This window comes from Spirosoma sp. KCTC 42546 (assembly GCF_006965485.1).
Classification (GTDB): Bacteria; Bacteroidota; Bacteroidia; order Cytophagales; family Spirosomataceae; genus Spirosoma.
In genome coordinates, this window is sequence record NZ_CP041360.1 from 2,737,636 (window position 1) to 2,752,384 (window position 14,749).

The 14,749-nt window shown below is 47.2% G+C and carries 13 protein-coding genes; 3 read left to right on the plus strand and 10 right to left on the minus strand.

Annotated features, from left to right (window positions below):
* Positions 1-386: 386 nt before the first annotated feature.
* From EXU85_RS10940 to groES, 3 genes are all read right to left on the minus strand, one after another.
* Positions 387-809, minus strand: coding sequence for a DoxX family protein (locus EXU85_RS10940; protein WP_142772117.1), 423 nt, complete (start codon positions 807-809; stop codon positions 387-389).
* 163 nt (positions 810-972) lie between these two features.
* Entirely contained in the window at positions 973-2,610 is a 1,638-nt protein-coding gene (gene groL / locus EXU85_RS10945) for a chaperonin GroEL (protein ID WP_142772118.1), read from the minus strand.
* 112 nt (positions 2,611-2,722) lie between these two features.
* The gene (gene groES / locus EXU85_RS10950) at positions 2,723-3,019 is read right to left on the minus strand and encodes a co-chaperone GroES (protein WP_012925587.1); all 297 of its coding nucleotides are present in this window, start codon (positions 3,017-3,019) and stop codon (positions 2,723-2,725) included.
* Positions 3,020-3,269: 250 nt separating this feature from the next.
* On the opposite strand from groES, the gene EXU85_RS10955 reads away from it, so the two are divergent.
* Positions 3,270-3,977 carry a hypothetical protein gene (locus EXU85_RS10955; protein WP_142772119.1) on the plus strand — a complete coding sequence of 236 codons (708 nt, stop codon included), beginning with the start codon at positions 3,270-3,272 and terminating at the stop codon, positions 3,975-3,977.
* Between the two features lie 67 nt (positions 3,978-4,044).
* Here EXU85_RS10955 and secG read toward each other — a convergent pair whose 3' ends face one another.
* The 7 genes from secG to EXU85_RS10990 all read right to left on the minus strand — a co-directional run bounded on the left by secG (position 4,045) and on the right by EXU85_RS10990 (position 12,015).
* On the minus strand, positions 4,045-4,449 hold the full coding sequence (gene secG / locus EXU85_RS10960; RefSeq protein WP_142772120.1) for a preprotein translocase subunit SecG: 405 nt from the start codon (positions 4,447-4,449) through the stop codon (positions 4,045-4,047).
* A 58-nt stretch (positions 4,450-4,507) separates the two neighbouring features.
* Complete coding sequence (locus EXU85_RS10965) at positions 4,508-5,338, minus strand: hypothetical protein (protein WP_142772121.1); 831 nt, start codon at positions 5,336-5,338, stop codon at positions 4,508-4,510.
* 88 nt (positions 5,339-5,426) lie between these two features.
* Entirely contained in the window at positions 5,427-5,870 is a 444-nt protein-coding gene (lptE, locus tag EXU85_RS10970; RefSeq protein WP_371731997.1) for an LPS assembly lipoprotein LptE, read from the minus strand.
* Between the two features lie 106 nt (positions 5,871-5,976).
* Positions 5,977-7,335 (minus strand): sigma-54-dependent Fis family transcriptional regulator, encoded by a 1,359-nt coding sequence (locus EXU85_RS10975; RefSeq protein ID WP_142772123.1) that lies wholly within the window; start codon positions 7,333-7,335, stop codon positions 5,977-5,979.
* Between the two features lie 84 nt (positions 7,336-7,419).
* Positions 7,420-8,916, minus strand: a complete 1,497-nt coding sequence (locus EXU85_RS10980) for a MiaB/RimO family radical SAM methylthiotransferase (protein WP_142772124.1) — start codon at positions 8,914-8,916, stop codon at positions 7,420-7,422.
* Positions 8,917-9,086: 170 nt separating this feature from the next.
* Positions 9,087-9,320, minus strand: a complete 234-nt coding sequence (locus tag EXU85_RS10985; protein WP_142772125.1) for a hypothetical protein — start codon at positions 9,318-9,320, stop codon at positions 9,087-9,089.
* 31 nt (positions 9,321-9,351) lie between these two features.
* A complete protein-coding gene (locus EXU85_RS10990) occupies positions 9,352-12,015 on the minus strand; it encodes a BamA/TamA family outer membrane protein (RefSeq protein ID WP_142772126.1) in 2,664 nt (887 codons plus the stop codon).
* Positions 12,016-12,025: 10 nt separating this feature from the next.
* On the opposite strand from EXU85_RS10990, the gene EXU85_RS10995 reads away from it, so the two are divergent.
* The gene (locus EXU85_RS10995; RefSeq protein WP_142772127.1) at positions 12,026-12,796 is read left to right on the plus strand and encodes an RNA methyltransferase; all 771 of its coding nucleotides are present in this window, start codon (positions 12,026-12,028) and stop codon (positions 12,794-12,796) included.
* Between the two features lie 66 nt (positions 12,797-12,862).
* Complete coding sequence (locus EXU85_RS11000; protein ID WP_142772128.1) at positions 12,863-14,737, plus strand: cytochrome-c peroxidase; 1,875 nt, start codon at positions 12,863-12,865, stop codon at positions 14,735-14,737.
* The last annotated feature ends 12 nt before the right edge of the window (positions 14,738-14,749 follow it).

The window sequence follows — 14,749 nt, forward strand, 5'->3', positions numbered from 1 at the left end:
TTATTATTAGGATTTTACGATTTTATCCAAAAAAAAATTAACTAAAAAGAATCAAAATTCTGTATTTTTGTTTTATAATTGTGTCGAAAAGAAAAGTTTTTCATAACGTTGAGTAAATCAGAAAGCCAAGAGAGTATCTCGCTTGGCTTTTTTGTTTGCCTATAGTTTAGGTTTTGACCTGTCTACAAACAGTTAATTTGATTGCTTAGCTAAGCGAAATAGGCCTGTTCCCTCACCTTTATTGACCTTCCGAATCCATTTCTGCAAACCGTTTCGATGAGTAATCCCATTGGCTTATCAACAGTTTCTTGTACGAAACATACGTTATGGTAATGCATACGTTATTGCTTCCTGTATGGCCTCATAATTGATTAAAGGGCGACACGTCAACTTTTCAGACGGTTCCCTGTAAGTAAGGCATCCAGACTCCATTTGCCAGGCCCGGTAAAAAAGAAAACCATCGCAAGAAGTACGAATAGAAAAGGATGTTGGTCCTCGTACCAAAATTTTCCATGACCTACAAAAAACGTAATGTAAAGCATGGTGCCTATAATAAGTAGGCAGGACAATCGGGTTAATAAACCGGTGGTAAGCAGCAGGCCAGCTACCAATTCAGAACCTTTGCCGAGATAAACCATGAACGTAGGGGAGAAATCCTGCTTGAAATTATCCCAGGCTGCATATTCGTTCATTTTAGTCGCATCGAATACTTCCCAGCCATGATACACCAGGAACAAACCGACGATAAGCCTGATCAATGTAAGGCCACTTTCCTGTAAAATCCCTTCTGTGGAGAAGAATTTCTTCATACATGCTCTTAGTTATATTCCCATCAAAGCTACAATAAGCCGCTAATTTAATTGCCTGGGTAGGTGGCTTTACTGCTTTTGGTAACGCACTTGACGGAGTTAAGAAAAAACGCCCCCGATCTTTCGACCAGGGGCGTTTCTATAAAAAATCAGCAACTTGATATTACATCATGCCGCCCATGCCACCGCCTGGGTGACCATGACCGCCACCAGCTGGAGCTTCTTCTGGCTCGTCAGCAATAACACACTCGGTCGTCAATAACAGACCAGCGATCGATGCTGCGTTTTCCAGAGCAAGACGCGTTACTTTCTTAGGATCGATTACACCAGCGGCAAACAGATCTTCGAATGTATCGTTCTTGGCGTTGTAACCAAATCCACCCTGACCATCTTTCACCTTGTTCACGATAACTGAACCTTCGCCACCGGCGTTAGCTACAATCGTACGTAGAGGTGATTCGAGGGCAACACGGATGATGTTAACACCGGTTTTTTCGTCTTCATTGATTGTTGTGATACCGTCAAGCGAAGAGATAGCACGGATCAGGGCGATACCGCCACCCGTTACGATACCTTCTTCAACAGCAGCACGGGTTGCATGCAGCGCATCGTCAACACGATCTTTCTTTTCTTTCATTTCTACTTCGGTAGCAGCACCGATGTAGAGAATAGCCACACCACCCGACAGTTTGGCCAGACGCTCCTGCAATTTCTCGCGATCGTAGTCTGATGTCGTGTTTTCGATTTGGGCTTTGATCTGGTTTACGCGACCAGAAATGTTTTCTTTCTCGCCAACACCGTTAACAATAGTTGTATTGTCTTTGTCGATCAGGATTTTTTCAGCCTGACCCAGGTATTCGATCGATGCGTTTTCAAGTTTGAAGCCGCGCTCTTCGCTGATAACCTGGCCACCTGTCAGGATAGCGATGTCTTCCAGCATAGCTTTCCGGCGATCGCCGAAGCCAGGAGCCTTAACAGCAGCTACTTTCAGGGCACCACGGATTTTGTTAACAACCAGCGTAGCCAGAGCTTCGCCATCAACATCTTCAGCGATGATCAACAGAGGCCGGCCTGTTTGAGCAACCTGCTCAAGTACGGGCAGCAACTCTTTCATCGACGAAACTTTCTTTTCCGAAATCAGGATGAACGGACGCTCCAGTTCAACTTCCATTTTCTCGGTGTTCGTTACGAAGTATGGCGACAGGTAACCCCGGTCGAACTGCATACCTTCTACGGTTTTAACTTCCGTTTCGGTACCGCGAGCTTCTTCAACCGTGATAACACCTTCTTTACCTACTTTCTTCATGGCTTCGGCAATCATTTTACCGATTTCCTCGTCATGGTTAGCCGAGATGGTAGCCACTTGTTCAATTTTGCCGAAGTCATCACCGATGGTTTGAGCTTGCTCCGAAAGGTTCTTAACAACAGCCAGAACAGCTTTCTCAATGCCACGCTTCAAATCCATTGGGTTAGCACCAGCCGCTACGTTTTTCGCACCGATCGAGTAGATCGCCTGTGCCAATACAGTAGCGGTAGTTGTTCCGTCACCAGCCGAATCAGCGGTTTTCGAAGCAACTTCTTTTACCAACTGAGCGCCCATGTTTTCCATGGCGTCTTTCAGTTCAATTTCTTTGGCCACCGTTACACCATCTTTGGTGATTACAGGTGAGCCGAATTTCTTATCAAGAATAACGTTGCGGCCTTTAGGACCGAGGGTAACTTTCACCGCGTCGGCCAGGGTGTCAACACCCTTCTTAATGCGCTCACGAGCTTCAGTATCGAAAAATATTTTCTTAGCCATTGTTTTGGGAAAATGTAGAATGAAAAATGTAAAATGAAGAATGAAAAGCGAATAGTGTCAATGACCTTTTTGGTGCCATTATACATTATTCATTGTGCATTAGTCATTCAACTTACAGGATTGCGAAAATGTCGGATTCACGCATGATGAGGTATTCTTTGCCATCAACGGTGATTTCTGTACCAGCATATTTGCCATACAGTACCGTATCGCCCACCTGAACCGTCAGCGGCTCATCTTTCTTACCTGCGCCAACGGCAACGACCGTACCACGCTGGGGTTTTTCTTTCGCCGTGTCTGGAATGATAATTCCAAACGAGGTTTTTTCTTCAGCCGGTGCGGCTTCTACCAGCACCCGGTCGGCCAGCGGTTTCACGTTCACTTTAACGCTTTCCGTTTCTGCTACCATGATAATGAGTTGATTAAGGTTATTAACTGTTTGTGTACTGTACTTACACGACGTTCTGGACCCGCCAATTACTGTGCCAATGCGGTAAACTGCCAAATTTTCAGGTTTTTGTCTGACATACTGCCATTCACTACATTGACTAAACTTCCTTCGGCAGGTTATGCACTTCTGGCGAATAGAATTTGGTTGTTTACGAATGATTGCCTAGATTAACCAAATCATACACCCACAAAATGCCTTTTTCCGGTTTATGAAAAAATTACAACCTGACTGGTTTACGCAAAATTGGCTTGATGCCGAATATCAGAAATATGTCGTGATGGCATACTTGCAGGCGGTTCAGCAGAATTTTACGGAATACAAACTCTTCCCGGACCTACCCGAACTACGCGGTCACTACGATGCAGGTATTCGTTTTGCGAGGGGCAAAGGTACGTTAAATGCGGCTTTCCCCAAGCGTGTCAGTCGAGTTAGTGGACCACCGCCCCGAATCGAATACAAATCTGAGGTAACGGACCCTGCCTTTATGGCTGAAGTGGATGCCATTATGGAATTTGCCCTGCCGCGCTTTCAAACCTTGTTAACTGAGGGACGGCAGCGCTGGGATGATATAGCTAAATCGCTGACGCTAGCGCCAGTAGGTCTGTTGCCATTGCGGCCGGAGGAGGGGTATCTGCTCATTCATGCTACCAATCAGGCCGAAACGCAGGTCTATTATTTTTCCATGACACTTTATTCTGAACAGGAACCTGGTGGTCGGTTAGTGCAGCTTCGTTTTGTTGAAGCTGTGCAGAAGAGTTTAGTGAATACGGTTGAAAATATTAAGCTCGACCTGATCCGACGGCACCGGTATCTGCCTAATCCGGCAACGTATATGCTGGAGAGTAAACGAACTTACCCCGTTCAGGAAACACTATTGCCTATTGCCCGGCAATTGCTGGCACAGGCAGTTGCCTAATTAGTAGGCAACAAAAAAGCCAGACCGTTTCGAAACGGTCTGGCTTTTTTGTTGCCCGAATACGGGTTTACTTCTGGGGTGTCAGCGCTGAAGTGGATGCTCCTGGAGTTTGGGCTCCTGGAACAGCCTGGCTTGGTGCAGCGCCGTTCGCTGCGCTAGGAGCAGGCGTTGGGGCGGCAGCACCTGGCAGCGTTTGGGTTTGTGCTCGATCAACGTTTGCGCTATTGATACCCGTTACCTGATTGCGATCGACCAAGATATAAGATGCCATCGATAGCACCATCATGGCGATACCAAGTCCCCAGGTAATTTGTTCAAGCAGGTCGGTGGTTTTCTTTACACCCATAAGTTGGTTAGAACCCAGACCACCAAATTCGCCAGCTAATCCTCCTCCTTTTGAGTTCTGAATTAATACAATAAGAATTAGCAGAACAGTGACAATACAAATGATGACAATAGTTGCCGTTATCATGAAAAAAGTTGCTAAATATTTTGGTTAATGCGTTTACAGATTTAGAGAAAAATTGAACTTAGTCCTCTGCCGAATTCTTCGTGTTCTCTAATTCACTGATTTTTGCCGCAAAGTACGCCTTTTTTTCGGGATTTTTTACCATTAACTGTCGGTACATTTCGCAGGCTTTATCTATTTTCCCCTGCTTCTCCAGAATTTTGGCAAAACTTTCGGTCACTAACCCACCGCCAACGGGCTTGGCACGCTTGGTTAGGTCTTCCTGAGCCAAAGGTTCGCCAAGTTTGGTTCGTACGGGTGAGATCCGGGGTTCATTCCTGATGAAACTGTCGATCAGGTCGAACTGCCGTTGCCGTTCCAGGTCGGCGGGGGAGGGTTCTGGCTGAACAACGACCGGTTCGGCTATCTGCGCCAATTCATGTTGCAGGTTTGTTTCAGCTAGCGTAGGATCTTCTGGGGTAGGTATCGTTTCTAGCTGACGATTTTCGCCTGGGACAGGTAACCGTAGCAGAGATAATTTTGGAAATCCGTTGCTAAGTCCTGCCTTCGACTTAAACAGTGCATAGCTTTCCTGTTGATAATCGTCGGGGATAGGGACGTGTTTAGCTGATAACTCATTGAGTTTCGTCAGCAGGTTTTCGGACCATTGAAACTCATTCTCAATCAGTTTACGTAACGCATTACGACTCAATGCATGGGCTGCGGCCTGACGTACATGGGATATGGCCTGGCTGCGCTGATGGATTGAAGCCGCCTTAGCTGTTAGTGTATGTAACGATTGACAGTACGGATAGGTTGATAAACTCTCCTGCAACTGCACGAAATCGGTAGTTGACAGGTCGTCGGGATGGGTGACCCAGTACGAGAATGTTTCTTTATCGAGGGCAAGCAAAGGGATATATGATTTACGAGGTACGAATTACGATTTACGAAAGTACATTTTTACATCGAACATCGTAATTCGTAGCTCGTAAATCTTTTCACCAGTCGGCGGCAGTTTTATTAAATATATCGAGTACGATCTGATCCAGAATTTTTGGGACTAACCGGCTTTCGTTTTGACTGAGTGTCTGGCCTTGTGGGAAATCCTGATAAAATGAAAATGATTGCTCGAAGTTCTTACTTTCGTCTTTATTGTTATAAAATCGGGCCAATACCGTGATCTGCAGTCGGTTAACCCCAGCCTGATCCTGGGCAGTTGGCGCTACGGCCAGTAGATCATAACCTGTAATATTGCCTTCCAGCACCATATCGCCGTTGGCCGGTACCACCTTAAGGTTGGTATAGCGCTGGTAATATTCCTTTAATTTCTCATTAAAGGTTAGGGGCAGGTTGGCCGGACCACCTGCTGTTGCCAGTACAAAGTTATTTACTGTAACCGTTTTTATGGCTGGATTAAGCGTTGTACCTGTAAAAGAATACACTCCACAGGAGGAAATGAATAATGTACAATGGATAATGAATAATGTAAGGAGAATAGGGCGCCCTAAACAATTATCCATTATCCATTGTACATTATTCATTACTACTTTACTCTTCATCAATTTCATATTGTTTGATTTTCCGGTATAACGTCCGTTCGGAGATGCCAAGTGCCTGAGCTGCGTATTTACGCTTGTTGTTATTACGCCGAAGGGCTTTTAGGATCATTTCTTTTTCCTGTCGTTCGAGTGAAAGCGAGTCGTCTTCCTCAGTTTCGTGGGTTACGTCTTCTACCTCCGTCACTTCATTGACGTCACCATCTACATCGTCGAAAATTTGCACGGGTGGATGACTTCCGTAGGTTTCAGAAGGCGGTGGATTCTCTGGACGAATAGAGCCATTGGTAGCTGGCAGAAATCGGGTTACGCCTATATCCGTCGACGGGCGAAGGTCACTATCGGGCGAAATTGAATCGAAGAGGTCTTTATGATTGTGTAGAATCTGCCGCCCGTCCTGTTCATTACCGAGAACATCACGAACTAGTTTTTTGAGGTCATTTACGTCCCGGCGCATATCAAACAGCACTTTGTAGAGCAGTTCGCGTTCCGAAAAATTTTCGGCAGTTGACCCATGAGCTTGTGGGAACAGGGCCAGCGTTCGGTTGGGTTGCTGGGATGTAGGCAGGTACTTTGCCAGTGTTTCGGCGTCAATCGGTTTATTCTGTTCCGATTCAAGAATGGATATCTGCTCGGCAATATTCTTCAACTGCCGGATGTTACCTGGAAACGGATACGCCACCAAGGTTTGCTTGGCTCCGTCGGTTAACTGCAATGGATTAATGCGGTAGCGTTCGGCAAAGTCGGATGTAAACTTGCGAAACAGGAGTTCGATGTCGGTGCCGCGTTCGCGCAGGGGGGGGACGAAAATGGGAACGGTGTTTAGCCGGTAGTATAAATCTTCTCGGAACTTTCCTTTTTCTACCGCATCCATCAGATTGACATTGGTAGCCGCTACAACCCGCACATCGGTTTTCTGAGTCTTGGAAGAGCCCACGCGGATGAACTCGCCATTTTCGAGGACACGCAAGAGTCGGGCTTGCGTACCAAGTGGCATTTCGCCAATTTCATCTAAAAAGATCGTACCGCCATTGGTGGTTTCGAAATAGCCTTTTCGGGAGTCAACAGCGCCTGTAAATGAGCCTTTTTCGTGCCCAAACAGCTCCGAGTCAATGGTACCTTCGGGAATAGCTCCGCAGTTGATGGCAATAAACTGACCGTGTTTTCGGGCACTCAGGCTGTGGATAATCTTGGAAAATGATTCTTTCCCACTGCCACTTTCGCCCGTAATGAGCACGGTCAGGTCGGTAGCAGCTACCTGCATAGCTACGTTGATTGCGTAGTTAAGCGCAGGTGCATTACCAATTATACCGAAGCGCTGTTTAACGCTTTGAATTTCCTGTTGATTCATCTTTTTAATGAATAATGGATAATGTAGAATGAATAATGTATAGGAAATTGCGGCTTCAGGCCATTATACATTATTCATTGTACATTATTCATTAACGACTTGTCCCCGCAGCGTTGCGGAGGTGCATTCGGTGACTAGTACGTTGACATATTCACCTTTTTGATGATTTCCTTTTGGGAACACGACCATTTTGTTCTGGTCATTCCGGCCACATAAAAAGTCGTCGGAACGTTTGGATGTACCTTCGATCAGAACGCGCTGTACCTGCCCAATGTGGCGTTGGTTACGTTCGGCTGAGTGCGATAACTGCCGGGCGATGATCTCATTCAGTCGCCGTTTTTTTACGTCTTCCGGAATGTCATCAGCGTATTTCTTCGCAGCTAGCGTGCCCGGCCGTTCAGAATAGGCGAACATATAGGCATAATCATAGTGAACGTAATCCATCAGCGATAACGATTCCTGATGTTCGTCTTCTGTTTCGGTACAAAAGCCCGAAATCATATCCGTTGAAATGCCGCAGCCTTCGCCTAAAATCTCCCGGATACGGTCAATTTTTCCAATGTACCAGGGCCGATCATACGTCCGGTTCATCAGTTTCAGTACCCGACTGTTACCGCTCTGAGCGGGCAGGTGGATATAGTTACAGATGTTATCATAACGCGCCATCGTGTGTAGCACATCATCCGTAATGTCTTTGGGGTGCGACGTTGAGAACCGTACCCGCAGGTCAGGATGGATCAGCGCCACCATTTCGAGGAGGTGCGCGAACGTAGTAGTAGGAGCGAGGAGCGAGGACGGGGCCGCCCGGCGGTGAGGAGTTTCTGGCGCAGGTTCTACTTCTCGCTCCTCACTCCCCGCTCCTAATACCCATTTATAACTATCCACATTCTGGCCGAGCAGTGTCACTTCACGATAGCCCCGGTCAAAGAGATCCTGCGCTTCGCGGACAATGCTGTATGGGTCGCGGCTACGTTCGCGGCCACGGGTGAACGGCACCACGCAGAAACTGCACATATTGTCGCAACCGCGCATGATGGAAACAAAGGCGGTTACACCATTGGAATTCAAGCGGATAGGCGAAATGTCGGCGTAGGTTTCCTCACGTGACAGAAAAACGTTTACTGCTTTCTGGCCCGATTCGGCTTCTTCAACCAGTTTCGGAATGTCGCGGTATGCATCAGGACCGGCCACAATGTCGACCACTTTTTCTTCTTCCAAAAGCTTGGTTTTCAGGCGCTCAGCCATACAGCCCAACATTCCGACGAGGAGTTCGGGTTTCTGCCGTTTAAGACCCGTTAAGTGTTTGAGTCGATGGCGAACTTTCTGCTCGGCATTATCACGAATGGCGCAGGTATTCAAAAAAATCACATCGGCCTCTTCTGCCGATGAAGTCGTTGCAAAACCTGCATTTCGCATTACAGCCGCAACGATTTCGCTATCGGCGAAATTCATCTGGCAGCCGTAACTTTCAATATATAGCCGCTTTTTACCAACTGCCAATTCCTCTTCAGAAGTACGTGGGAGGTCAATCTGTTCCTTGTCAGCCGGTTGAAGTATGGTTAATTCGGGGATGAGCGTCATTATTATTCGTCAGTTGATAGTCAACAGTCGTGAGCCAATACCCAATTAGGGCTATCGACCCACGACTATTTTCACAAAATTACGAAGAAAGCCCCGATTATGCTGTCATTTTGGCAGGATTTGCCGTTAAATTCTCTTAAACGATCAGATTGGAAATAGAGCTGGGGCCATCAGGCAAACAAGGCCGGGATCATGGTAACTTTATCGGCATAGGCCCAACAGGCGGTGGCGTTACCTATGTAATCATTGATTTGGAGATCAGCTGTAACGACTACACCAAAGTTTCCATTCCAGCGGCCAATGGGACTATCTGTAGGTAAGTGTGCCGGTCCTGATGAGGTAAAGCCATAGTAAACGAGCCGCTCATCCTGAGGGTCGTCGTCTTTGAAATACGTAGCAATCATTCGTTTATGTATGGGTATATATGGGTAATGCTTAGAACGGATAGCCAATGCCAAAGTTGATGACCAGGGGATTGGGGCCACTCGATAATTTACTGAGAGAGAATTCGGGTAGGATGAATCGCTTGTCAACTATTTTTCCGTCTACCTCACTGAAATATTGACGGGCAGGGTCCCATACTTTAATCCCACCGTCGAAGCGGATAACAAAAAAGGAGAAATCGAAGCGTAGGCCTACGCCGGTACCAACTGCAATTTGTGGAATGAACGTATTTAAAGCGAAGGCGGTACTAGGACGATTGGCATTATTACTAATTGTCCAGACGTTGCCCGCATCTACAAAAATGGCTCCATTTACATCGGCACCAAGATGAAATAATCGCCCACGAAGCTCGGCGGAACCCTCAATAATCATATCGCCTGGTTTCTCAACGGTGTACAAGAATTGTTCTTGATCCTTGTAATCAGGATTAAATACAGGCTTTCCATCAGCTGTTTGTGGCCAGGCAGAACCAGGGCCCAATCGGCGCGGAAGCCACGCCCGAATACTATTGCTGCCGCCCGCAAAAAATAATTTTTCATATGGGGCTGTCCTGTTTGAGCCATAGCCGTACACCAGGCCTGTATTGACCCGAAAGGCCAGCGTAATGCGCGTTCGAAGAGGAATATAATGGCGGTAATCGACGTTGAAACGCAGGTATTTGTAGAATTGTAAACCGGTGGAGTCGGTTGTGTTAAAAAACTTGCGTAACTGTGAATCGGTAAAGAAATTTAAGGTTGTACCACCCGATTCAACCACTGCCCGTAGAAAATTAGCGCGTCGATTCTGCCCTGGTGTATTTGTGTTATACGTGTAGGCAAAGCTGAAACTTGAGCTTATTGATCGACGAAAGCTTAAATAAACGGTACTGCCCTGCTTGCGTAGCGAGTCGAGTTGGGCCTGAAATACATCACTGATTATTTTACTATTGCCAGGTCCCGCATTAATCAGGTTAATATCGGCAATTAAAAAGCTAAACTGTTTCGCAGGCGTAGTTTGCCAATTATAGGCCATGGTAGCCCGCAGGAGCGATCGCCGGAAATCGGGCCGAAATGTATTATTGAAACTCAAACTGACTTGTGTCCGGGGAGCATATGGGTTAAATCGAAATCGAAGAGCGCCCGGAAACAAGATTTGCGGAAAAATCAGTGAACTACTGATGCCTAGTTCCTGGGATGAATAAACAGCTCTACCCGGATTATTGGGATCGTTCACGAAACCGGTCTGTGCTTCAATCCCATAGCGTACCGATGTTTCGAAGGTTTCCAGACCGCCAAACATGTTGCGCACCCGGAAAACCAGGCTACCAAAGCCACCTGGATAGCTTTGTCCTTGATAGAGTAAGCCCGTCAAGCCTCCTTCGGCGGTAGCCTCATATTTATCCAGGGGGCTGGCCGTAATGAGCGTGCGCAGTTGTCTTCTGGTGGTATCCGTAAAATTGAGGTTGACAAATTTGAATTGGTTTAGTAAAAACAGTTGCCGCTGTGTTTCCCGGTAATTGGTCTGACTATACAATTCACCCTGACGGATGTGAATTTTCGAGTCTAGCAATCGCGCTGAAATATCCCGACCGCCCAGCAGATACGTAATACCGTTACGACGCACCGTGTCAAGAGCAGTGGCTACACCTTGCACAAAAGACGCCCCCGATGCATCGATATCGGGACTAATACGCACTTCCACATCGCCAATATGATAGATCGGGTGGGCCGATTTTCCCGGAGGATTTACAATTTGCAGGGCTATATCTACATTGCGCCGGGTTGAATCGCCGGGTTCGAGTTTGTCGTAAAAGCGCCGATCGTTCCCGCGCCGGATCGTATCGACATCGGTAGCCCGGATATACTGTCGCGAAAAGGTAAAGTACCCTTGATCCCGTAATAACGACTCGATCCGAACCCGCTCACCTGCCATGTTGTCAAAATCGAATCGTTCGCCCGTTTGAAGCCTGGACTTGTCGAACGATTGCCGAACAATGGAGTCGACCCGCGGATCGGCAATGGAGTAGGTGATATTCCGAAGGTAAAATCCTTCGTTTTCTGTAATCAGGTAATTCACCCGAATCTGTCGTCTGCGTAGTGTATCAAGCGAATAAGCCGTTTTTGCATTGAAAAATCCTTTATCGGCCAAATACTTCTGCATTTTTGTTGCATTAGCTTTCGCATCGCTCTCCGCAAAATAGGAAGGGGGCTCGCCAAGGTTACGCATAAGCCAGTTTCCTTCTTCGGCCTTCAGGCGGAGGTGTTTCAATTTACGGCCATACTTTCGATTTAGTTTTTTAAGTGCTTGGGGCTGATCAGCCAATTGCTGGCTTTGCTGTTCAAATTCGTTAGTTTTGGCCTGCAACGCCCGTAAAGCCTCTTCACGGTTGTATCGACTTAAGCCAAGCTGATAAAACCAGAGCGGGGGTGTAATAGGCAGGGCCAGAATCCGGCGGTTCGGTTTCTGAGGAATCAGGCTCTCCAGAGACTCTGTTGGAATCGCGCGGTTTCCACGTACGGTCTGAGCTGTCAGAATGTACTCATTCGTACGTAATTTCTTAGAACTCAGGCAACCAGATAAGGAGAAAATCAATGCACAATGAATAATGTAAAATGAATAATGATGACGACGATGTGAGCGCCTACCATTCTCAATTATCCATTTTACATTATTCATTATAAAAACCATGCTTTCTAAAAATCAACTTAAATATATTCAGTCGCTGCACCAGAAAAAACACCGGCAACAGCAGGGTGCCTTTTTGGTCGAAGGTGCCAAGAGTGTTCAGGAAGTTCTACAGTCTGATTTCCAGATTGAACTTGTTGTTGCAACCGAAGCATTCTACAAAGAAAACGCTCACTTAACAGACCTCCAACGAACACCGGTTGAAATTGCATCGGTGACTGATCTAGAACGGGCTGGTACCCTCGAAAGCAACAACGCGGCACTTGCTGTGGTCAGAACGAAAGAGAACCGCCCACTATTGGCCGAACCAGGTGAGATTGCCTTAATTTTAGACGATATCCGGGACCCTGGTAATCTGGGCACCATTTTGCGCATTGCTGACTGGTACGGTGTCCGAAAAATTCTTTGCTCCGAAACCACAGCCGATGTCTACAACCCCAAAGTTATTTCGGCCAGCAAGGGCTCCTTCACCCGGGTGCAGTGGTGGTATGGCGATGTTGTGCAGGTCTTAAGGCAATCTGGGCAACAAAGGAGTAACTCATTAGCGGTTTATGGTGCGTTTTTAGATGGCGACGATGTGCATACATTGGCCTTCGGCAAGTCGGGTTATTTGGTAATGGGTAACGAATCGAACGGGATTCGCTCCGAACTAGCGTCATTTATTACGCAGCGGGTAACGATTCCTCGCTATGGCGATGCTGAATCCTTAAACGTCGGAATTGCCACAGCTGTTTTACTGGATAACATCCGGCGGGTCAATTCCGGGCAGTAAACAGCCGTTAAGAGTTTACTTACAAAGGGTAGGGATGATCTTTGCCTTCTTGAAATAGAAGTACTTATGTATCGGCTACTGGCTTTGCTTTTCGTGGTGGTGGCAACTGCGGCATTTCTCCCGCAGGCGGAACCGCCTGAAGGTGAGCGGGTATACAACCAGTTTCTGATAGATAAAGCCCGATTTCATGGGCAGGTGCAGCAATTGGCTGAGTATGTACAGCGTGATGTTCCTGCAGATTCCCTCCGGGCTGCTTTCAAACGGAGTCGATTAGCCTATAAGCGGATTGAATGGCTGTTGGAATACTTTCAGCCGGTTTTGGCGAGCCGTGTTAATGGCCCACCGGTAGTAGAGGTTGAGGAACACGAACCCGGACAGGTTCTCCGTAAACCCACTGGCCTACAAGTGGTGGAGCCGTATTTATTTCCGACTTACAACTCCACTCAAAAAGACAGCTTAATTCGGGAGATCGGGTTCCTGCTATCGTACTCAGGCCGACTGGAGCAGGGAATACCCACCGGTCGGATAACGGATGTAGATATACTGGATGCCATACGACAGGAACTCTTCAGGCTACAGGTATTAGGTATAACGGGCTACGACTCACCTGAAGTCCAGACCGGATTACCCGAAGCGATCAGTACGCTGAAAACTCTTCGAGAAACGTTTCGACCGTATGCCGAAAAGCTTCCTGAACCCTTAGCGACTCAGTTAGAACAACGCTGGACTGGAGCCATTCAGGCTATAGAAGCGGCTCCCGATTTTGACCGGTTCGATCGGGTTGCCTTTAGTCGGAATCAACTCTACCCACTTTGCCGGACGTTACAACTGGCTCGTCAATCGCTCGGTATTGCGTCAACGGCCAGTGGACGATTTTTATCGCCAACCGTGGCCACACTGTCGGATTCCGGCGCGTTTCGCCCTGATTACCTGATCAACTTTGGCGATTTTAGCAGTACTTCCCACAAGGTGGCCTTAGGAAAAGTTCTGTTCTTTGATCCCCTATTATCGGGCAATAATGCCCGAAGTTGTGCTTCCTGCCACCAGCCGGAACGGGCTTTTACCGATGGACGAGCTAAAAGTAGGGCGTTTAAAGGACGTAGATCAGTGCTACGGAATGCGCCTACGCTGCTGAATGCGGGTTTGCAAACGGTTCAGTTTTATGATTCGAGGGTGTTTTATCTTGAAGATCAGGCCCATGATGTACTGAAAAATGCCCATGAGATGCGTACATCGCCCGATGAAGTGATCCATAAATTGTCGGGTAGCAGCGAATATAAAAAACTGTTTTCGGAGGCTTTCCCAAGCGGCCTAACTGCTCCTAATGTGCGTAACGCATTGGCGTGTTACATACGTAGCCTGACGAGCCTGAACGCTCGTCCAGACCGCTATCTACGAGGGGAATCTGCCGATTTATCAGCCGATGAGCGATTAGGATTCAATCTGTTTCTGGGGAAAGCTCGTTGTGCAACCTGTCATTTCTTCCCGATCTATAACGGGTTTGTACCACCCCATTATGAGAAAACGGAAAGCGAAATCATTGGTGTGCCCCAGCGTCGGCAAACGAAAAACGCCCAAATCGACTCAGATCCGGGAAAATTCAGTACATACCAGAAGGATATTCAGCGATTTGCGTTTAAGACGCCCACCGTTCGAAATAGTGCCCTCACTGCCCCTTACATGCATAATGGCGTTTACCGCACCCTGGATCAGGTTATTGATTTTTATAACCGGGGTGGGGGCCGGGGAATCGGTATTCAGCTCAATGGGCAAACACTAGCCGATAAACCACTCGACCTAACTTTACCCGAGCAAAAGTCGTTGGTTGCTTTTATACAATCATTAACCGATACCACAGGTCTGACAAGCCGACCTCTTAAACTGCCAATCATAGATGACAACCACACGCTAAATCGGCGGAAAATCGGTGGCCGATATTGAAAAAGAGCGTGG

Excerpts from the sequence above, each read along its gene's own strand:
- EXU85_RS10940 (WP_142772117.1), bottom strand. The coding sequence starts at position 809 with ATGAAGAAATTCTTCTCCACAGAAGGGATTTTACAGGAAAGTGGCCTT.
- groL (WP_142772118.1), bottom strand. The coding sequence starts at position 2,610 with ATGGCTAAGAAAATATTTTTCGATACTGAAGCTCGTGAGCGCATTAAG.
- groES (WP_012925587.1), bottom strand. The coding sequence starts at position 3,019 with ATGGTAGCAGAAACGGAAAGCGTTAAAGTGAACGTGAAACCGCTGGCC.
- EXU85_RS10955 (WP_142772119.1), top strand. The coding sequence starts at position 3,270 with ATGAAAAAATTACAACCTGACTGGTTTACGCAAAATTGGCTTGATGCC.
- secG (WP_142772120.1), bottom strand. The coding sequence starts at position 4,449 with ATGATAACGGCAACTATTGTCATCATTTGTATTGTCACTGTTCTGCTA.
- EXU85_RS10975 (WP_142772123.1), bottom strand. The coding sequence starts at position 7,335 with ATGAATCAACAGGAAATTCAAAGCGTTAAACAGCGCTTCGGTATAATT.
- EXU85_RS10980 (WP_142772124.1), bottom strand. The coding sequence starts at position 8,916 with ATGACGCTCATCCCCGAATTAACCATACTTCAACCGGCTGACAAGGAA.
- EXU85_RS10985 (WP_142772125.1), bottom strand. The coding sequence starts at position 9,320 with ATGATTGCTACGTATTTCAAAGACGACGACCCTCAGGATGAGCGGCTC.
- EXU85_RS10990 (WP_142772126.1), bottom strand. The coding sequence starts at position 12,015 with ATGAATAATGTAAAATGGATAATTGAGAATGGTAGGCGCTCACATCGT.
- EXU85_RS10995 (WP_142772127.1), top strand. The coding sequence starts at position 12,026 with ATGCTTTCTAAAAATCAACTTAAATATATTCAGTCGCTGCACCAGAAA.
- EXU85_RS11000 (WP_142772128.1), top strand. The coding sequence starts at position 12,863 with ATGTATCGGCTACTGGCTTTGCTTTTCGTGGTGGTGGCAACTGCGGCA.